Annotated in this window: 18 protein-coding genes; 10 read left to right on the plus strand and 8 right to left on the minus strand. The window is 56.1% G+C overall.

Annotated features, from left to right (window positions below):
- Nucleotides 1-85: 85 nt before the first annotated feature.
- Both J9777_RS02760 and J9777_RS02765 read left to right on the plus strand, forming a co-directional pair.
- On the plus strand, nt 86-1,999 hold the full coding sequence (locus J9777_RS02760; protein WP_209347264.1) for a YadA-like family protein: 1,914 nt from the start codon (nt 86-88) through the stop codon (nt 1,997-1,999).
- Nucleotides 2,000-2,044: 45 nt separating this feature from the next.
- The gene (locus tag J9777_RS02765) at nt 2,045-2,563 is read left to right on the plus strand and encodes a hypothetical protein (RefSeq protein ID WP_209347265.1); all 519 of its coding nucleotides are present in this window, start codon (nt 2,045-2,047) and stop codon (nt 2,561-2,563) included.
- Here J9777_RS02765 and J9777_RS02770 read toward each other — a convergent pair.
- Nucleotides 2,560-3,966: a protein adenylyltransferase SelO family protein gene (locus J9777_RS02770; protein ID WP_209347266.1), complete on the minus strand. Its 1,407-nt coding sequence runs from the start codon at nt 3,964-3,966 to the stop codon at nt 2,560-2,562. The genes J9777_RS02765 and J9777_RS02770 overlap by 4 nt on opposite strands.
- 73 nt (nt 3,967-4,039) lie before the next feature.
- Between J9777_RS02770 and J9777_RS02775 the strand changes: the two genes are divergently transcribed.
- From J9777_RS02775 to J9777_RS02795, 5 genes are all read left to right on the plus strand, one after another.
- Nucleotides 4,040-4,912 carry an alpha/beta hydrolase gene (locus J9777_RS02775; protein WP_209347267.1) on the plus strand — a complete coding sequence of 291 codons (873 nt, stop codon included), beginning with the start codon at nt 4,040-4,042 and terminating at the stop codon, nt 4,910-4,912.
- Between the two features lie 38 nt (nt 4,913-4,950).
- A complete protein-coding gene (locus J9777_RS02780) occupies nt 4,951-6,072 on the plus strand; it encodes a glycosyltransferase family 4 protein (RefSeq protein ID WP_348631978.1) in 1,122 nt (373 codons plus the stop codon).
- A 398-nt stretch (nt 6,073-6,470) separates the two neighbouring features.
- Complete coding sequence (locus J9777_RS02785) at nt 6,471-7,259, plus strand: tetratricopeptide repeat protein (RefSeq protein ID WP_348631916.1); 789 nt, start codon at nt 6,471-6,473, stop codon at nt 7,257-7,259.
- 33 nt (nt 7,260-7,292) lie between these two features.
- Entirely contained in the window at nt 7,293-8,642 is a 1,350-nt protein-coding gene (locus tag J9777_RS02790; RefSeq protein ID WP_209347268.1) for a PQQ-binding-like beta-propeller repeat protein, read from the plus strand.
- A 108-nt stretch (nt 8,643-8,750) separates the two neighbouring features.
- Nucleotides 8,751-10,124 (plus strand): isoprenylcysteine carboxylmethyltransferase family protein, encoded by a 1,374-nt coding sequence (locus tag J9777_RS02795; RefSeq protein WP_209347269.1) that lies wholly within the window; start codon nt 8,751-8,753, stop codon nt 10,122-10,124.
- A 3-nt stretch (nt 10,125-10,127) separates the two neighbouring features.
- On the opposite strand, the gene J9777_RS02800 is transcribed toward J9777_RS02795, so the two are convergent.
- The 4 genes from J9777_RS02800 to J9777_RS02815 form a co-directional block, all read right to left on the minus strand.
- Entirely contained in the window at nt 10,128-11,366 is a 1,239-nt protein-coding gene (locus J9777_RS02800) for a cytochrome c peroxidase (RefSeq protein WP_209347270.1), read from the minus strand.
- A 149-nt stretch (nt 11,367-11,515) separates the two neighbouring features.
- Entirely contained in the window at nt 11,516-11,815 is a 300-nt protein-coding gene (locus tag J9777_RS02805) for a putative quinol monooxygenase (protein ID WP_209347271.1), read from the minus strand.
- 19 nt (nt 11,816-11,834) lie between these two features.
- Nucleotides 11,835-13,205 (minus strand): glutamate--cysteine ligase, encoded by a 1,371-nt coding sequence (locus J9777_RS02810; protein WP_209347272.1) that lies wholly within the window; start codon nt 13,203-13,205, stop codon nt 11,835-11,837.
- Between the two features lie 42 nt (nt 13,206-13,247).
- Nucleotides 13,248-14,039: a 16S rRNA (uracil(1498)-N(3))-methyltransferase gene (locus J9777_RS02815; RefSeq protein ID WP_209347273.1), complete on the minus strand. Its 792-nt coding sequence runs from the start codon at nt 14,037-14,039 to the stop codon at nt 13,248-13,250.
- Between the two features lie 252 nt (nt 14,040-14,291).
- On the opposite strand from J9777_RS02815, the gene J9777_RS02820 reads away from it, so the two are divergent.
- On the plus strand, nt 14,292-14,663 hold the full coding sequence (locus J9777_RS02820; RefSeq protein ID WP_209347274.1) for a hypothetical protein: 372 nt from the start codon (nt 14,292-14,294) through the stop codon (nt 14,661-14,663).
- A complete protein-coding gene (ubiA, locus tag J9777_RS02825; protein WP_209347275.1) occupies nt 14,660-15,568 on the plus strand; it encodes a 4-hydroxybenzoate octaprenyltransferase in 909 nt (302 codons plus the stop codon). The genes J9777_RS02820 and ubiA overlap by 4 nt, the downstream gene beginning before the upstream one ends.
- Nucleotides 15,569-15,577: 9 nt before the next feature.
- On the opposite strand, the gene J9777_RS02830 is transcribed toward ubiA, so the two are convergent.
- Both J9777_RS02830 and J9777_RS02835 read right to left on the minus strand, forming a co-directional pair.
- On the minus strand, nt 15,578-16,843 hold the full coding sequence (locus J9777_RS02830) for an amidohydrolase family protein (protein ID WP_209347276.1): 1,266 nt from the start codon (nt 16,841-16,843) through the stop codon (nt 15,578-15,580).
- A gap of 152 nt (nt 16,844-16,995) precedes the next feature.
- Nucleotides 16,996-17,370 (minus strand): VOC family protein, encoded by a 375-nt coding sequence (locus J9777_RS02835; RefSeq protein ID WP_209347277.1) that lies wholly within the window; start codon nt 17,368-17,370, stop codon nt 16,996-16,998.
- A gap of 121 nt (nt 17,371-17,491) precedes the next feature.
- Here J9777_RS02835 and soxR point away from each other — a divergent pair, with 121 nt between their 5' ends.
- On the plus strand, nt 17,492-17,950 hold the full coding sequence (gene soxR / locus J9777_RS02840; RefSeq protein WP_348631979.1) for a redox-sensitive transcriptional activator SoxR: 459 nt from the start codon (nt 17,492-17,494) through the stop codon (nt 17,948-17,950).
- On the opposite strand, the gene J9777_RS02845 is transcribed toward soxR, so the two are convergent.
- Nucleotides 17,947-18,489 (minus strand): histidine phosphatase family protein, encoded by a 543-nt coding sequence (locus tag J9777_RS02845; RefSeq protein WP_209347278.1) that lies wholly within the window; start codon nt 18,487-18,489, stop codon nt 17,947-17,949. The genes soxR and J9777_RS02845 overlap by 4 nt on opposite strands.
- Nucleotides 18,490-18,500: the final 11 nt, after the last annotated feature.

Raw genomic sequence — 18,500 nt, forward strand, 5'->3', positions numbered from 1 at the left:
GGGTCGCACATGAAATTAACGCCGGGATGTTTCCCGGCGCGACGAGTTCGGGCGTTCGCCTGATAAACAAAGAGGGTAGTAGATTATGCGTTATAAGTTGAACAAACTGGCAGGCCTCGCGGCAACCGCGTCGGCAACTGCGCTGGCGATGGGTGCGTTTACCGCGACACCTGTGGCAGCTGAAGAGTGTCTCTTGGATGATGGTTTCCTACCGGGGATCGCTGACGGTTTTGACACCACTGGCGGCGCGAGCGGCACTGATCCGAGTTCTTTGGCATGTGGAAACAACGCAGGCGCAAACGGCACTGCAACTACAGCAGTTGGTGTAAATGCCACAGCGAACCAAGCTGGTGCTACGGCATTCGGTCATACGGCCCGAGCATCGCGTGAAAGTGTTGCAGTTGGGCGTAGTACGGATGCTTCGGGCATTTCATCAACGGCTGTTGGTGCACGTGCACAAGCGACTGATAACTTTGCAACTGCCATTGGCTCATCTGCCAACGCATCTGCAGTTTTGGCGACAGCCATTGGCCGTCTGGCCTTGGCGTCAGCCGATCAGACAACTGCTTTGGGTTCTAATGCACAGGCTATCTCAGCAGGCTCCGTTTCTGTTGGCTCAGACTCGCTTGCCGATGGTGAAACCAGTGTCGCAATCGGTATCGATTCGCGCGCTTCGGGCAACGATGGCGTTGCAGTCGGTGAAAGTGCTCTGTCTTCCGGCCTCAACTCGGTATCGGTTGGTGCGGAAAGCTCCGCAACAATGCCTGGTACTTCGGCATTCGGTTGGCGCGCAAACGCGACCGGCGCACGTGCGACAGCGCTTGGTCACCTTGCCAATGCAACCGGCGAACGCTCGACTGCAGTCGGCGAAGCCGCATTTGCAAGCGGTGAGAATTCTGTTGCAATGGGTAACAACGCCAACGCGCTAGCAGGAGGTTCGGTTGCTATCGGTAATACATCGACTGCAAACGACACCGAAAACACTGCTGTAGGACAAAATTCGACTACCACGGGTGTTGGTGCGACGGCGATTGGTGACGGTGCGAATGCTAACGGCGTTGACTCAACTGCACTTGGTTCGCAGGCGATGGCTGTCGGTGACAATGCGTCTGCATTCGGTGCTAACGCCAGCGCGATGTTCGCTGGTTCAACAGCAGTTGGCGCGGGTGCTACCACTGATCGTGCCAATCAGGTTAAGCTTGGCGGAGCGGGTAGCTCGGTCACTGTTGGTGACATTGCTGCAAGCACGGCCGCGCAGACGGGTACAATCTTCCTTGCAACCACGGATGCCTCGGGCACTCTTGGTCAGGGCGTAGATGTAACCACACTGGCGACCAACGCTGCTCTGGCGATGACCAATGCCAACGTGGCAACTAACACCGGTAACATCGCAACCAACACTGGTAATATCGCGACCAACACGACGAACATCGCGACCAATACCACTAACATCGCAACGAACACTACGAACATTGCGACGAACACGGCTGGTATTGCAACGAACGTCACGAACATCGCGGCGAACACGGCCAGCATCATGACCAATACGGGCAACATCGCTACCAACACCACTGCAATTGGTACGAACTCGACCAACATCGCGGCTAACACCACGGCGATTGGTACGAACTCGACCAACATCGCGGCCAACACCGCGGCGATTGGTACGAACGCGACTGGTATCACTGCTCTGCAGACTTTGACTGCAACGCATACCACGCAGATCAACACTCTGTTCGGCCAGACTGCGGCCAACACTGCGGCGATCGACCGGGCTAACGAAGGTGTCGCAATGGCGCTGGCGATGGAATCGCCAATGCTTCCAGGTGACACGAACTTCGCTCTCTCGGGCGGCGTTGGTTACTTCGAAAACCAAGGTGCAGGTACGCTCGGTATGACCGCTCGTATCGGTGAAAACGCAGCGTTTTCGGCTGGTGTCGGTGTCGGTTTCGACAGCGGCGAAGTCGGTGCACGCGGTGGCTTCCAAGTCGCCTGGTAAACCGCTACACATGTGGTCATGAATATGATCACAAAGACAAAAAAAATGCCGGGGCGTTTTGCTCCGGCATTTTTTGTGGCTGCGTCAATCGCAGCGTTAGTCGCCCCGACGGAGGCTATGGCTCAGGCGCAACCACAGGCGGTGCAGCCCACTGTGCAGCCGCCGCCATCGGTGCGCCCAACACCTAGCCAGTTGGAGCTTTCCAAGATGATTTGGTCGACCATTGCGGCGGTCGATCATGCCAACCGCTCAGGCAATTATTCCGTACTGCGCGATATTTCCTCGCAGGGCTTCCAGATACAGAACAACGCTGCGCGTCTGACAGAGATTTTCACGGGACTGCGTAATTCGCAGATTGATCTGTCCAATGCCTTCCTGGTCCCGCCAACATATACCCGCGCGCCCGAAGTCATTCAGGACGGCGTATTCCGCGTTCAGGGGATTTTCCAGTTACGCCCGGTTGCGATCGGTTTCGACATGTATTTCCAATGGGAACAAGGCCGGTGGAAATTGGCCGGAATTGATGTTCAGCCCGCACAGATGGTTGAACGCGCGCCCGGCTAAGGCTGAATAACATGGCCGCTCGGGACGGGCGGTTTGCCATGTGCTTCACCGCACCGCCGGATTGCTCCGATCTTGTCGTTGAGAGGTTGCCAATCGTCGCGCTGGTCAATCGCTGACCAGATGGTTTCGACCTCATCAATCAGCATCGATTGCGGCATGCCCTCTGACCAAAAAGGGTGATCGTCTTCGACCGGAACATACCCGTCGAGTGCATCGGCCAGATCACCCTTGGCGTTCGCTCCGCCCCGATGGCGATAGAAAAACGCATCGGGTTGCTCGCCGCTGTCGCGCATCGCTTTTTCAGCTGCAGCGACCAAAGCGGCGTCCCGCTCTTCGCCTTGTGACTGCACACCCATTCGCCAGCACCAACGCCGCGCAATCGCTTGCATGTAAAGCGGTCCAAACCGCTCCATGGCCGCAATCAGAGGCGGCGCGTCGGATAGCAAACGCAAAGCTACCGCCAATTGCCCGCAGTTCCAATGCAGCGCCTCTGGTTGGCGGCCAAAGGCATAGAGCCCGTTGTGATCAAAATAGGCGGCGGTGAAACCCGGATCCCACTTGGGTAACCAGCGCCACGGACCGTAATCGAAGCTCTCACCTGAGATATTCATGTTGTCGGTGTTGAGCACGCCATGGACGAAGCCCGCGACCATCCAGCTTGCCGCGAGGTCAGCTAACCGCTCGACCACTTGATGCATCAACTGAACCGCCGGATCATCACGGCCAGGTGCATCATCCGGGGGCATCGGACCGGAAAAATGTTCAAGGCAGTATGCGACGAGCTGTTCCATCTGGTCGCTCTCTTCCAACGCCAAAAGCCGCTGGAATGTGCCGATCCGGATATGACCGTGGCTCAGTCTGACCATCACCGATGATCGAGTAGGTGAAGGCTCATCACCGCGCGTAAGTTCTTCGCCGGTTTCAACGATCGAAAGGGTTTTGGACGTGTTGACGCCCAATGCTTCGAGAAACTCGGTCGCTAAAATCTCCCGAACTCCGCCTTTCAGAGTCAACCTACCGTCGCCCGCGCGACTGTATGGCGTTTGCCCCGAACCCTTGGTCCCGAGGTCCATCAAGCGGTGATCGCTCGCCCGCATCTGGGCGAACAGGAAACCGCGCCCGTCACCGATATCGGGATTGTAGTGCCGGAACTGATGCCCGTGATATTTCAAAGCGAGGGGTTGGGGCAGATTGTGGGGCAGCGGAGCAAACCTGCCAAAATGATCGGCCCATTCTGCATCGGTCAGCCCCTCAAGTCCGATTGACTTGGCCGCTCGATCATTTCGATACCGAATCTGTACCTTGGGAAAATCAGCAGATTCAACCGGCACACCTAACCAATCGGCAAGAGTGTTGATTGCGGGATCGGGTATGTAGCTCACATCTTGCGGTTCTGCCGTCATCGCGCGATAGTGCGCTGGCGCGGTGCACTTCGCAAGCCGTGCTTGGAATAGTTACGGGAAAAGCCGCATTACCATGACCAAAGCGTATGTCGACCGTTTCTGGGATAGCCCCGACGGCCTGAAATTGCATTTCCGCGACTATCCCGCACGCGACGGAAACGCTGCTGGCAAGATACCAGTGTTGTGCATGCACGGCCTCACTCGCAATGCTCGCGATTTCGCGGCATTGGCTGAGCATGTTTCGGCAACACGGCGCGTGATCGTCACAGAAATGCGCGGACGTGGTGAAAGCGAATATGCGAAGGATTCCGCGACATATAACCCTGTGACCTATGTCGGTGATGTTCTGGCTCTGCTCGCGCAGGAAGAGATTGAGACATTCGTTGCCGTCGGCACTTCGTTGGGCGGTCTGATGACAATGCTTATGGCCGCGATGGATGCCAGCAAGATTGCAGGGGCGGTGCTCAACGATATCGGCCCGGTGGTTGATCCCGGCGGCATTGACCGGATTCGCGAATATGTGGGGCAGGGACGCAGCTATCCGTCATGGATGCATGCAGCGCGAGCATTGCAGGACGTTCACGGATCCTCACACCCGAAATTCGGGATCGACGAATGGCTCGATATGGCAAAGCGCGGCATGGTCGTGCAGCAAAATGGCCGGATCGCCTACGATTACGATATGACAATAGCCGAGCCGTTTCAGGATGATGATGGCGCTGCACCGCCTGATCTTTGGCCTGCATTGGAAGCACTTGCAGGGCGACCATTACTGTTCGTTCGCGGAGCACTGTCAGACTTACTGACTGTTGAGACATTGGCAGAGATGCAACGGCGATTGCCAGATGCACAGGCGGTTACAATTCCGGATGTCGGCCATGCGCCGCTGCTGGAGGAAGCGCCCGCGCTTGCTGCAATTGATGCGTTACTGGCGCAGATTCCGTGAACGACAATGAGGGTGGCGGCACGAACATGCGTCCGCGCATGTTACACCTCCACTCTACATTCGCTGCGGGTGGCAAAGAGGTCCGCTGTGCGCAATTAATCAATGCTTTTGGTCATAAGCTCAGCCACGATATTGTCTCGGCTGTGCCCGAAAGTATGGAGGCGCAGAGGCTTATTTCGTCAAGCCTTCCAGTTGCTTACCCTACAAAATTTCCGTCACTTCAAGGAAAACCCTTGCCGCCGCGGCTTATGCGAATAGCGAAAGCGATGAAACCATATGATCTCATCCTGACCTACAATTGGGGATCAATGGACGCGGTAATGGCGCATACGCTTTTCGGAAAGGCGATGGGACTTCCTCCGCTGATCCATCACGAAGATGGCTTCAATGAGGACGAGCAAGAAAAGCTGAAAGGTAAGCGCAACTGGTTCCGCCGGTTGGCGCTTGGCACGTCGACAGCACTGGTGGTTCCATCCGAGCAGTTGGAGGAGATCGCGCTGGATGTGTGGGATCAGCCGATAGGGCGCGTAAAACGCATCGCCAATGGGATCGACACGCTTGCTTTTGCCAAGAAACCAAAACCCAGTGCTTTGCCTGGTGTTACGAAACAGACGGGCGAGAAATGGGTCGGAACATTGGCTGGGCTGCGCGAGGTAAAAAATCTACCGCGTCTGGTCCGCGCATTTGCTGGTCTACCTGAGGACTGGCGTCTGGTGATTGTGGGTGAGGGGCCAGAACAGGAAGCCATCAGCAAAGAAGCGGTTCGCCTGAATATCAGCAACAGGGTTCATTTGCCGGGATTTGCCGCCAATCCAGCGCGCTATGTAGGTCTATTCGATATATTCGCGTTGTCATCCGACACAGAGCAATTTCCGATATCGGTGGTTGAAGCGATGGCGGCGGGAATTCCGGTCGCGTCAACCGATGTTGGCGATGTCGCTGACATGGTCAGTGATGCTAATGCATCATTTGTCGTGTCCAAAAGCGATGATACTAACTTGGCTAATGCTCTGAAAAAGCTGGCAGATGACGCAAATCTCCGCAAAACGGTTGGAGAGGCAAACCGCGTGAAAGCCCTCGCTGAGTATGACCAGAAGGTCATGATCGACACCTATCGAAGGCTATATAGCTCTGCGATGGGCAAGGTAATTCCTCGATGATCCTTCGTGCATTGGGCGCTTAACCCGCGGTTCACGCTGTGGGGGACACAGCACGGGGCAGCCCCCAACAATCACGTGGATCACGGTTTGAATCAATTGGCCTTTTTGGAAGGAGCAGAAGCGCGGGAAGTGCATCGCACTTTCAAGTTTTTGCGACGCTGCAACCAGGCCAATTGGTCAAATCCTGAAAGGACGTCTCAATGACTTCGATCTCGAACGCAACCACCCTTAGAAAGGCAACCAGCCTTCCCAGCGGGCGTTTCCGCCCGATATTTTCGTCATTGAGGCGCCATGACCTCGCGATTGTTGGGGGCTGCCCCCAATCATGAATTGCATCACTGCGCCCATCGGCTAAAGACGCGAAACCCTATTTTTTAAGCAGATTGGATGAGCCACAAGTGGCCCGCACCCCTACAACACCCGCAGAAAGTCCCGCCGATAAGCGCAAACAGCGCGAGGCTGCACAGGAAGATGTCCTGATGCGTGAAGTCGATGAAGCCGTCCGCCAGGATGAGCTTTCCAACTTCATGGAAAAATATGGCAAACCGCTGATCGCTGCGATTGTCATCAGCCTCGCCGCATTTGCGGGTTATCTCTATTGGGACGCACAGCAAGAAGCTGCGATGGAGAAGGAATCCGAGACGCTGATCAGCGCGATGGATCAGCTTGAAGTGAATAATCTCGATACGGCAAGCACGACATTGGAACCGCTCGCGAGCGAAGGCAGTGACGGCGGAAAGGCAGCGGCAAAAATGTTGCAGGGAGGGATCGCAATGCAGCAAGGTAAGTCTGCCGAAGCCGCCGAAGCTTTTGCGGCAGTTGCTGCAGATAGTGACGCTCCGCAAACCCTTCGGGATCTTGCAACGGTGCGCGAAGTCGCTGCTACATTTGACTCGCGTAGCCCAGAAGATGTGATCGCTCGTTTGAGCGCGATAGCGGTGCCTGAAAACGCCTATTTCGGTAGTGCGGGCGAAATGGTCGCGATAGCCTATCTGGAGCAGGGTAAGCGCGCCGAAGCGGGCGCATTGCTCGCGCAGATCGCTCAAGCCGACGATGTGCCTGACAGCCTGCGTTCCCGCGCGCGTCAATTGGCTGGTGTGCTCGGTGTTGATGCGATCGAAGATGTTGACGAGGTTCTGGAAGAGTTGGACGCTGACGGCGAAACTGTCGCGCCCACGGCCGAATAATCCTCTACGAGAGAGATAATCAGGAATTGACCTATGATTGGTAAGAAATTTTCGCACCTTGGCCGCGCAGCAGCGAGCGTGATTTTGCTCGGTAGCGTGGCTGCATGTAGCGGCGGTCTGTTTGGTGGTGGCGACAAGAAGGATACGCCAACCATTGGTGAGCGTATTCCGGTGCTATCGCGCATTGAAAGCGGCGCAACCGTCGATCCGTCACTGTCAAGCATCTCTGTCGTACTTCCGCCGGCAGCGGCGAATGCCGAATGGGCGCAAGCTGGCGGGAATGCCGCGAAGTCGAACGGCCATCTGGCACTTTCGGACAATCCAACTCTGGCATGGTCGGCACAAATTGCTGGTTCGACCAATCGTCGCCGTTTGGCAGCCGCCCCCGTTGTCGGCGGCGGAATGCTGATTGCGGTTGATACGAGCGGCGTAGTGCATGCCTATGATGCGCAAAGCGGCGCCAAGCGCTGGTCGCATAGAATGGACGTAGGCGGTGGCCTCGAGAAATCAGCGTTTGGCGGCGGCGCAACCTACGCATCGGGCGTGGTTTACGCCACCAATGGTGTGGGTGAGGTTGCGGCGCTGAACGCCGAAACTGGTGCCGAGCAGTGGAAAGTGAAGCCGGGTGGCCCGCTACGCGGTGCTCCAACTATTGCATTTAACGCAGCATTTGTGATGACACAGGACAACCAAATCCTGGCGCTCAACACGGCTGATGGAGCCATTCTTTGGCAGGAATCGGGATCAAGCACCCAAGCCGGCGTATTTGGCGTAGCTGCGCCTGCCGCCGGTCAAGGTTCGATCATTGCCGGTTACAGTTCGGGCGAGCTTGTTGCGCATCGCTATGAGAATGGCCGCATTCTGTGGTCCGACGCACTGGCACGCACCTCCATCTCGACCGAGGTTGGCGCGCTGACGGATATCGACGCTGACCCGATCATCGACAATGGCCGCGTATACGCGCTGGGTCAGGGCGGCCGGATGGCAGCTTACGAGCTGGTAACTGGCCAGCGCATCTGGGAAATCCGCGTTGCGGGTATCTCGACACCGGCAATCGCGGGCGAGTGGATTTTCGCCCTGACCGATGATGCGCGGATGCTCGCGATTGCGCGTGCTTCGGGCAAGATCCGGTGGATATCGCAACTGGCACAATATGATGATCCGGAAGATAAAGAGGGTCCGATTTTCTGGACCGGACCGGTTCTAGCAGGCGGTAATCTTTGGGCAGCGAGTACTGAGGGTGAGGTTTACAAAATGAGTGTGGGTGAGGGATCAGCCAGCCTCTATCGCGACCTGAAAACACCCGTTTCGCTTCCACCAATCGTTGCCAACCAAACGTTGTATATCCTCGACGACAACGGACGGATTCACGCATTCCGATAAAGTGCTGTATTTCAGCGGGTTAACCTCCCGCTGAGAAACTGCACCAGAGCGGTACGCGGCTTTCAAGCGTTACCCAGCTTTTAACCCTTTCGCGCTATGCGCTTGGGCATGAGCACGAACGAAGCCTCTGCACCTGCTGCAAGTGCGACAACCCTGCCTAAGAGTGACGTCTCTGCGGCGGTCGGTTTTGTTGGTCTGTTCGGCCTGTTCGCGTGGATCATGTTCTGCCGGAATTACGGTGCGTTCGCAGAGGCATTCAACCTCTCGGGACCGCGCGAACCGATGTCCGGACCATATGCAGCGCTCGCAGCATTGCTGTTCACCAGCGTGCCGATGATCCTATGGTCGGTGTTTGTCGACAAAGTGCACCGCCGGGCTTCGACAGGCATTGATTGGGACAATCCGCGCAAGCTTAGTGAAATTCGCAAAGCCTCGCTCACCAAGCTGACGGGTCTTTGGACCACTTGGATCATCATCGGTTTTCTCTACTGCGTCGCGCGCTGGTACTGGTCCGGCCAATATCTGTTCGCGATGGAAGTGATCGGCGCTGCGGCGCTCCCGATGTTCGTCCTATCGATCCCCTATGTGTTCTGGGTTGACCGTGTGATGGTCAATCAACGCGACCACGCCTGGCATTTCGGTGCAATGCTTCTGGGCCGTGAGGCCTATGACCCTGAAGAGGTGAAGAAGCACTGGCGCGCGTGGATCATCAAAGGTTTCTTTGGTGCTTTCATGATCTCCATTCTGCCGGGCGGCTTTGCAGCTATCGTCAACACTAATCTCACCGACATCGTCAATGATCCCGTTCGCTTCGGCATATTAATGATCGAGCTGCTGTTCGTGATCGATGTACAGATCGGAACGGTTGGCTATTTGGTCACTTTGCGGCCGTTGGATGCACAAATTCGCAGCGGCAATCCGTTCTTATCGGGCTGGCTCGCTGCACTCATCTGTTACCCACCACTCGTATTCGCCTTCATGGGCGCAGACGGAATGATCGCTTATGAGGTGAATACCGCAGGATGGACGCATTGGTTCGCCGGCAATGGTGTAGCGTTATACGCGTGGGCGTTCTGGCTGATCTTTCTAACCGGAATTTACGCTTGGGCGACGATTGCTTTCGGCTTGCGATTCTCCAATCTGACTTATCGCGGTGTGCTGACCAACGGGCCGTATCGTTATACCCGCCATCCCGCTTATCTGTCGAAGAACATCTTCTGGTGGTGTGCGACAATGCCGTTTCTCGTCACTAGCTATTCGATGGTCGACGTGATCCGTAACACCTTCTTCCTTGGTTGTGTCAGCGCAATCTATTACTGGCGCGCCAAGACTGAAGAAAAGCACTTGCTGCAAGAAGATCCGAAGTACCGCGAATATCACGCATGGATGGAAGAGAATGGCTTGCTGACCCGGCCGCTAGCGATGCTCAAGAAGAAGCTTCGCCCGCGGGGGCCGGTAATGCAGGCTGAGCCAGCCGAGTAAGCGTTACCGGATAAATGGATCGGTAAACCGAGCGTCTGTTTCCAAAGTTTCATCATCGAGCGTTAGCATAAAGTCGACCAGCGCCTGTCGGTCAGCAGCTGACAAATTGAGCCTGCGCGGCGCATTGCCGCCTTGGGTGAGGCGGTTGTCCAATGCCGGACCCGCGGCGACACCGCTGTCATAGTGCTCGACGACTTGGAGTAGGGTGGTGAAACGGCCATCATGCATGAAAAAGCCGGATTTCCCGACATTCTTGAGTGAAGGCGATTTGAAAATCGTCGTCTCGCCAGCATCCAAGCCATTGCTTCTGCTATTCGCGGTCAGTGCATAGGTTGGCGGAACATGGCACCGTGCACAGCCCGCACCACCGCCATTGCCCGGATTGTTCATGAAGAGCTGACGCCCTCGCTGCTCCGAGGCCGAGAAACCGGGCAGAGCCTCATCCAATGCGCGGTTGGGCGCTCCCGCCCCGAACACTTGCGCATAGGCACGATCCCATCGGCTGTCGGAACTGATCATCGAACGTTGGAATTGGGCCAGCGCACGCTCTAGCCTTGGCATTGTGATTGTGCTGTCGCCGAATGCGAATTCGAACAGGACTGGATAATACTCCAATGCGTCCATCTTGGTGATCAGTGCAGGCAGGCCACCATTATTATCCCACCCCATCTCAACCACATTGAGGATCGGCTGTGTGGCTTGGTCCTCGACCGAGTCTGCACGGCGATCCCAGAACATATCACCCGGTTCATAGTACCGGATATTGCCGAGCCGCATCGCATGGGCATCGGTAAACTGGCCGCCGTTGAAGCCTTCGCTGAATCGCTCATCATCATCGAAGCCGACAGCCTGCTGATGGCAGGTTGCGCAGGACGTTGTATCGTTCACGCTCAGCGCGGTATCGTAAAACAGCACACGGCCCAACGTGGCAATCGCATCATTCACTGGGTCATTGGCGGGCGTGTTGTCGATCTGCTGGACGGTGTTGTCGTAATAGACGGGCAGCGTGGGGTTGGCGTAGTTTTGCAAACTGGCGAGATCGATCTGGAGAAACTGCTGAACCACCGCATTGGCCGCCGCGACCGAGTCGGTTGGTGTCGGCGTTGGCGTTGGAGTCGGCGTGACCGTGACGCCGGTACCATTATTGGTGGTTGACGAGTCGCCGCCGCAGCTTGCGACAAGCGTTGCAAGGGCAATCGCCAAGGCAAGCGATCCACCCGATTGTGCTGTTAGTTTTCGCAAATTCAGTCCCATCCACTGACTTAAGAAGAGAGCGGAAATTGGTTTTTTGCGGTGAATGCTAAGTGAACATTTTCATGTCGATACGCCTCTGAGACATATCGTTACAAAGTGCGACATGAGCGACGCTACGGAAACCGCGTCTTGCAGTTTCAGAGCGGCGTGCTGCCACTCACTTCATACATAGTCACTTCGCGTTCGGTCACATCCAATGTCGCCGCGACAGTCATGAATTCAACCATATGTGCGGATTTGAAATGCGGGGCCAGTCGCTCTTTGCTGTCCCAAACCTCGCTAATCCGTAGCACGCCGGGCTCGGTCACGTCTTCTGCGAAATTGTATTCGATGCAGCCTTCTTCAGCGCGGGTTGCGGCGACCGCTTTGACCAGCGCCTCGCGCGCCTGCTCGACTTGATCGACGGGCAATCTGATTTTCCCAATGACAGTAATCATGCGGTCTCTCCTGCGGGGGTTAGAAGCTGTATTTGTAAACGCGTTTGATGTCGCCGTCCCACTCACCATTGTACTTGTCGAGCAGGCGCTGTGCTGGAACTTTGCCGCTTGCGACGATCTCTTCCAGAGTTTCGAGGAAGCCGGTTTCGTTGTCACCGCTGGTGTTCAGGCGCGCACGAGCGGACAGGCCTGCGCGGGCGATTCTCAGCACTTCCACGCCAAGGTCTTGCAGCCTGCCGCCGCCGGGGATGGGTGCGTCCAGGCCGAGTTTGGGAACCGCATTGCGTAGCGCCTCGCGTTCTTCCATCGTCCAGTCTTTGACCAGATCCCATGACGCATCGAGCGCGGTTTGATCGTAAAGCAGACCGACCCAAAATGCGGGCAGAGCGCAAATCCTGCTCCATGGACCGCCGTCAGCGCCGCGCATCTCAAGGAAGCTCTTAAGGCGGACTTCAGGGAATGCAGTCGAGAGGTGGTCCCACCAATCGCCTTCGCGCGGCTTCTCGCCCGGCAGTACCGCCAATTCGCCTTTCATGAAGTCACGGAAATTATGGCCTGCCGCGTCGATATATTTGCCGTCGCGGAAGACGAAATACATCGGTACGTCGAGCATATAGTCGACATAGCGTTCGTAACCGAAATCATCGTCGAACACGAAGGGTAGCATGCCTGTGCGATGCGGATCAGTGTCCGACCAGATATGGCTGCGATAGGACAGGAAACCGTTGGGCTTGTTCTCAGTGAAAGGCGAGTTTGCGAACAATGCCGTCGCTAGTGGTTGTAGCGCCAGACTGGTGCGAAACTTCTTCGCCATGTCCTGCTCTGACGAATAGTCGAGATTGACCTGAATGGTGCAGGTCCGCAGCATCATATCGAGGCCGAGATCGCCGACCGTGGGCATATGTCGCAGCATAATACCGTAGCGACCCTTGGGCATGATCGGTAGCTCTTCACGCGTTTTGTCGGGCCACATACCGAGGCCGATAAAGCCGACGCCGCATTTCTCTCCGATAGCTTTCACTTGCTCCAGGTGGCGCCCGGTTTCGGCACAGGTCTCGTGCAGATTTTCCAATGGCGCGCCTGAGAGTTCCAACTGGCCGGCAGGCTCTAGGCTGACGGTTCCGTCAGGGCCACCCATGGCGATAACCTCGCCATTCTCTTCGATCGGTTCCCATCCGAAATCGCGCAATGCAAGGAGGATATCGCGAATTCCGCCTTCCTCAGCATGCGATGGAGCATGAAAATCAGAGCGTTTATAAACGAATTTCTCATGCTCGGTGCCGATGCGCCAATCGCTCTTAGGCTTCTCGCCAGCTTGCATCGGCGCAACCAGCTGGTCGCGGCTTTCGATAATCGGGTCTGCTGCCCCGGAGGTGTCGCGCGTGCTCATGTCAGTTGCATTAGGCAACCGAAGGCTGCGTTACCAGAGAAATTATGAACCATTTGAACCCCCACTTGACTGATCTCCGGCCCAATCTCCGGCCCAATCACCAGCTACACCCATCCACAGGGATATCGCTGCGATTGTTGCTGTCTCACCTCGTAATATTCGCGGGCCGAGGCTGATTGGTTTCACATTTGGATGTGCAAGGAGAATTTTTCTTTCCTCGTCGTCAAACCCGCCTTCGGGACCCGTGATTAGTGCCGCTGGCCCCGTGGTTTCTTCGAACGCAGAGGCTGCCGCTTGCCCGCCCATTTCATCGGCAAAGAACAGCGTCCGATCATCCGGCCACTGCGTCATAATCGCGGAGAATTTCTCGACACTGGCAAGTTCGGGCAGGGCGGTGCGCGCACATTGTTCTGCTGCCTCTGTTACAATTGCCTGAGCGCGGTCCCTATTCAGTTTATTCGCAACGCATCGGCGTGTAATGATCGGTGCAATCCGCCGCACACCTAATTCGGTGGCTTTTTCAAGGACCAGATCAAAACGATCTTTCTTCAGGAGAGCAGGGCACAGCCAGAGGTCAGGTACTTCCTCCCGATCTCGCAGTCGATCTACCACGGTGACCGAAACAGATCGCTTGCTGCTTTGTTCAACCCGAGTGGCCCACTCCCCGGTTTGATCGTCGCAGAGTATTACCGCGTCTCCGACACCAACTCGCATAACTTTCGACAGGTAATGCGCGTGATTGCCATCGAGCTTTATATGTGAGCCTGCTTCCAGCCGCTGTTCGACAAATAGTCGCGATGCGCTCCGGGGCGGCCAAGCGGGTGTGGCGGGCATATGCGTGTGTTACAAGTTTGGCGGTGCTGCGTCATCCGATAAGAAGAATTCTTTCCTACTTGTCGATAGTGTGGCAGCACAATAACAGCAGGTTCCGCCCGACGAATTGGTCAAAATTGTCGTAAGCCCCCGGGATGGTACCTTGGTGTCGCAGATACAGTTTTAGTGTAAGCTTATGAAAAGCAGATGTAAATTTGAATTTCATTTGGGCGACAGGGTGTCGCCTTTGTCACCCGATTGTCGCCCTTTCATATGACTGCACTCACAACCCAGCGGCTAATTGCCGCAGTTTTCCTGACCCTTGGTGGTTGGGCATTGTTTGCTCCAGCTTCAGTGATCGAATTGGCGATCCGGCCTGAATATCGAAGCGACGATTTTCTCGCGACCTTCGCGATGGCATGTTTCGGCGCGCAGGCATGTATCTTCGGGATAGTCGCGATGACCGCGCGCTTTCGGAAGATCACATTCCTAAGCTACGGGATCATTCTGCTGCCGTTTTTCTGGTTCAACTATCACTACTATTTCGTCGAGCCTGTACTTACTGAAATTGGGCTGATCGATTTCGTGGGGAACACCATCATGCTGCTGCTGTGTTGGCACGGCTGGCGTGTAGCGCCTGAATGAGCGACCAAATTGTCCCTGATAGCGAGCACCGCAGTCTCGTAGGGCGCTTGCCGCAATTGCCACGCGATCTGGCGCAGCTGGCGCGGTTCGATCGACCTATCGGTTGGTGGCTGTTGTTCTGGCCCTGCGCTTGGGGATTATGGCTGGCGGGGCAGGGCTTCCAATGGGCACTGCTCGCATGGTTCTTGCTCGGCAGTATCGCGATGCGGGGCGCTGGTTGTGTTTACAACGACATCGTTGATGCAGATCTGGACAGGAAAGTCGCACGCACGGCTGTAAGGCCGGTTGCGAGTGGGCGCGTCTCGAAGAAAACTGCCTGGTTCTGGTTGTTGATGCTTAGTTTGATCGGTTTTGTAGTCTTGCTGCAAATCCGGTGGGAAGCGCAATTGGTCGCTCTCGGTAGTCTCGCAATGGTGGCGGCCTATCCTTTTATGAAACGGATTACATGGTGGCCACAGGCATGGCTCGGGCTGGTGTTTACGTGGGGCGTTTTGGTTGGCTGGGTGACAATCCGCTCGGACAATCTTGATGCGCTAGCTGCTCTCTATGCTGGCGCGGTGCTGTGGGTGATCGGTTTCGATACGATTTATGCTCTGCAAGATCGTGAGGATGATGCTCTGGTCGGCATTCGTTCCAGCGCGCTACGACTGGGCCAGAGTGTGAAAAGTGGCGTCACAGCATTCTACCTCGGTGCAGTTGCGTTGTGGGCATTGGCCTTTTGGCTGCTTCGGGCGGATTGGATCGCTTTGCTCACGCTGATCCCGGTCGCTGGCCATTTGCTGTGGCAAGTCACGACGCTGGACGCAAAGGACCCTGAAAACCCGCTCGAAAGGTTCAGGTCCAACCGCTGGGCCGGAGCATTAATGGCAGCAGCATGCTTCGTGGTTGGCAATGCGGGTGCTTAGCTCGCAAAATTAGTCGACCAGCTTGCCGGCTTTGATCACTGCATCGACATCGGCGAGCTCACCGATGTCCGCTAGCGGATCACCATCGACGGCAATGATATCGGCCCACGAACCGGGCTTGATTACGCCGACTTGTCCTTCCTGTCCCAGAGCATCGGCAGCATTCACTGTTGCTGCCTGAATCGCTTCTAGGGGTGTCATTCCATACTCCACCATCACGCGGAACTGTCCACCGACCAGCTCGTGCGGCATCACGGCCGCGTCCGATGCGAAGACCATTTTCACCCCGGCTTCGTGCGCTTTGCGGAAATTGTCACGTTGCGCCTGACTTAGCGCACGTTCCTTGTTGAGGTTTTCCTCAAGCACGCCATTCGCAGCGCCCTGCGACAAAGTGTATTCAGTATTGAAGATATCCATACTCAGGAATGTCCCGCGTTCCTTGGCGAGCTTGATACCTTCATCATCAATGTGGCTAGCATGTTCGATCGTATCGAAGCCCGCGCGGATCGCCGCTTTGATCCCTTTTGCGCCATGCGCATGAGCGGCCGCCTTTAGGCCCCAGAAATGGGCCTCATCAGCGATCGCGGTGAGTTCTTCGAGCGTGAGCTGCTGGATGCCCGGCGCGGTATTGCGCGAGAATACGCCGCCGGTCGCGCAGGCCTTGATCACTTCAGCACCATATTTGCGCTGCTCGCGGACGCGTTTGCGCAGTTCATCCGGGCTGTCACCAACAGCGGGGCTTTTCGCCTCGAAGCTGGGCGGCAGGAATGTCTCGTCGCAATGGCCACCGGTAGCACCAAGAGCATGTGCTGCGCCGACAATGCGCGGCCCCTCGATCCAGCCTTCTTCGATTGCCTGATCGATCCCGACTACGTTGTAGTCTGATGCGCCAAGGTTGCGGATAGTCGTAAAACCGCCATCGAGCATCTTCTTGGCGTTGCCGACTGCAACAGCGGTCCAGAACCGATCAGAGAATTGCAGCCCGCTATAGCCGCCATATTCGGGCCGACCATCGAGATGGACATGCATATCAATTAGGCCTGGTAGCAATGTATGGCCGGTTAGATCGATGACCTGCGACCCTGCAGGTGCAGCGCTATTGGTTGCGATTTCGGTTACCTTGCCATCAACCACGGTGATGAGGGGGGCATTGACGTATTCGCCGGTTTCGACATCAAGCAGTCGGTCAGCCGAAATAAACACCGTCTCCGCCAGTGCAGGGGAAGCCGATAGTGCCAGTGCACTGGCGCATAGCAGGTGAGATAACTTCGGCATGATAGTCCCCTTCATTGATAGTGCCCCGTCATACAGAGTGCGACGTGGTTGTGAACGGGCGTTCGCTCCTTTTCTTCGGTCGTTCCTTAAGGTCTCGTTTGCGTTCTTGGCGCTTTGGTGGGTCGCCAAACATTGGGCGGCGCAGGATGATCTCATTCATAGCTGACCACCTCGAACTCGACGCCATCCCAGTCGAAGAAGTAGAACGTGCTTGGTCCGGGATCGTATGTGCCATCGCTAAATGGCTCCAGTCCGGCATCAACGACGATTTGGCGGGCTGCTGCCAGATCATCGACTTGCAACGCGACATGATTGAGCGGCTGGCCTTTTGTGAAACCACCCTTCACACTTTCGTTGGTGTAGAGCGATAGGTAGTCGGTCTCACTACCGACATGGATGGTGTAGCCATTGCCCATTGATGGGCCTTCCCAGCGGATGTGCCAGCCGCACAGCTTTTGGAAAAATGCAGCGCTGCGTTGTGGATGAGTGACGGTTAGATTGGCGTGTTCGAGTTTGGCTTGGGGCATTGGGTTTTCCTGTTTTGAAGTTAGCGATTTTTGCGTGTGTGACGCATGTGCGAATCACGATGCTTGGTAATTCTGCAACCTCAAGCTAAGGTGAGGTCAAGATCTAATTTGAAGGAAAGATATCTTGGGAAGAGCGCTGACAAAAAAGGACTTTCTGTCGATCGGGGAAATCGCGCGCCGGACCGGATTGTCGGTTTCTGCTATCCGCTTCTATGAAGAGAAGGGGTTGGTGCAGTCGCTCAGGACGAGCGGGAACCAGCGCCGCTTTCTGCGATCCGATCTGCGCCGGCTCAGCTTTATTCTGATCGCGCAGAACCTTGGTCTTGCTCTGGCAGAGATCGAGGATGAGCTTGCTAAATTACCGCAAGGCCGCAATCCGACCGCGCGTGATTGGGCGAAGATCAGCACTTCGATCCGCAAACAGTTGGATGCCAAGATCGCACTGCTCGAACGCACGCGAGACCGGCTTGACGGATGTATCGGCTGCGGCTGCTTGAGTCTGAAAAAGTGCCAGCTTTACAACAAGGATGACCGCGCGGGTGAGGGCGGTTCAGGACCGCGTCACGTTCTGCAGAACTAAAGCCCTTCCGGCCCCAATTGCGGGTCAAGATCGCGCGGGCGTTTGAAGTGGATCAGCTTACCGCAATCCTTCTTCAAATCGGCCCAATCGTCGATATCCAATTCGAATATAGCGAATGTTGCCGTTGGAAATTTGGTCGCAGCGGAGTCAAACAAAGCATTCTCAGCGGCCGGCGCCACCAGCGCGTAGACTAATTCTTGCAACCCAGGATTATGGCCCGCGACGAGCACTGTCTCCGCATCACCGCCAAATTCATGCACCACATCGAAAATCGTATCGACGCTGGCGAGATAGAGTCGCTTGTCCCAATGCGGTTCAGCATCAGGCATTGCGGCTTCCATCGTCCGCTGCACCCGTTCTGCAGAGCTGGCGAGCACCACATCCCAATTGGTGCCATGTTCAGCCCCATACTCGGCAATATGACGCCCGATCAGCTTGGCACCTTTGCGCCCGCGATCATTCAACCCGCGATCAAAATCGCGCGTGCCGATATCATCCCAATCGGACTTTGCGTGGCGAAGGATACCCAAAATCTTCAAGAAAGGCTCGT

Origin of the sequence: Pontixanthobacter sp. CEM42, assembly GCF_017812015.1 — a bacterium.
Taxonomy (GTDB): domain Bacteria; phylum Pseudomonadota; class Alphaproteobacteria; order Sphingomonadales; family Sphingomonadaceae; genus Pontixanthobacter.

Excerpts from the sequence above, each read along its gene's own strand:
- J9777_RS02760 (WP_209347264.1), top strand. The coding sequence starts at position 86 with ATGCGTTATAAGTTGAACAAACTGGCAGGCCTCGCGGCAACCGCGTCG.
- J9777_RS02765 (WP_209347265.1), top strand. The coding sequence starts at position 2,045 with ATGCCGGGGCGTTTTGCTCCGGCATTTTTTGTGGCTGCGTCAATCGCA.
- J9777_RS02770 (WP_209347266.1), bottom strand. The coding sequence starts at position 3,966 with ATGACGGCAGAACCGCAAGATGTGAGCTACATACCCGATCCCGCAATC.
- J9777_RS02775 (WP_209347267.1), top strand. The coding sequence starts at position 4,040 with ATGACCAAAGCGTATGTCGACCGTTTCTGGGATAGCCCCGACGGCCTG.
- J9777_RS02780 (WP_348631978.1), top strand. The coding sequence starts at position 4,951 with ATGTTACACCTCCACTCTACATTCGCTGCGGGTGGCAAAGAGGTCCGC.
- J9777_RS02790 (WP_209347268.1), top strand. The coding sequence starts at position 7,293 with ATGATTGGTAAGAAATTTTCGCACCTTGGCCGCGCAGCAGCGAGCGTG.
- J9777_RS02795 (WP_209347269.1), top strand. The coding sequence starts at position 8,751 with ATGAGCACGAACGAAGCCTCTGCACCTGCTGCAAGTGCGACAACCCTG.
- J9777_RS02805 (WP_209347271.1), bottom strand. The coding sequence starts at position 11,815 with ATGATTACTGTCATTGGGAAAATCAGATTGCCCGTCGATCAAGTCGAG.
- J9777_RS02810 (WP_209347272.1), bottom strand. The coding sequence starts at position 13,205 with ATGAGCACGCGCGACACCTCCGGGGCAGCAGACCCGATTATCGAAAGC.
- J9777_RS02815 (WP_209347273.1), bottom strand. The coding sequence starts at position 14,039 with ATGCCCGCCACACCCGCTTGGCCGCCCCGGAGCGCATCGCGACTATTT.
- J9777_RS02820 (WP_209347274.1), top strand. The coding sequence starts at position 14,292 with ATGACTGCACTCACAACCCAGCGGCTAATTGCCGCAGTTTTCCTGACC.
- ubiA (WP_209347275.1), top strand. The coding sequence starts at position 14,660 with ATGAGCGACCAAATTGTCCCTGATAGCGAGCACCGCAGTCTCGTAGGG.
- J9777_RS02830 (WP_209347276.1), bottom strand. The coding sequence starts at position 16,843 with ATGCCGAAGTTATCTCACCTGCTATGCGCCAGTGCACTGGCACTATCG.
- J9777_RS02835 (WP_209347277.1), bottom strand. The coding sequence starts at position 17,370 with ATGCCCCAAGCCAAACTCGAACACGCCAATCTAACCGTCACTCATCCA.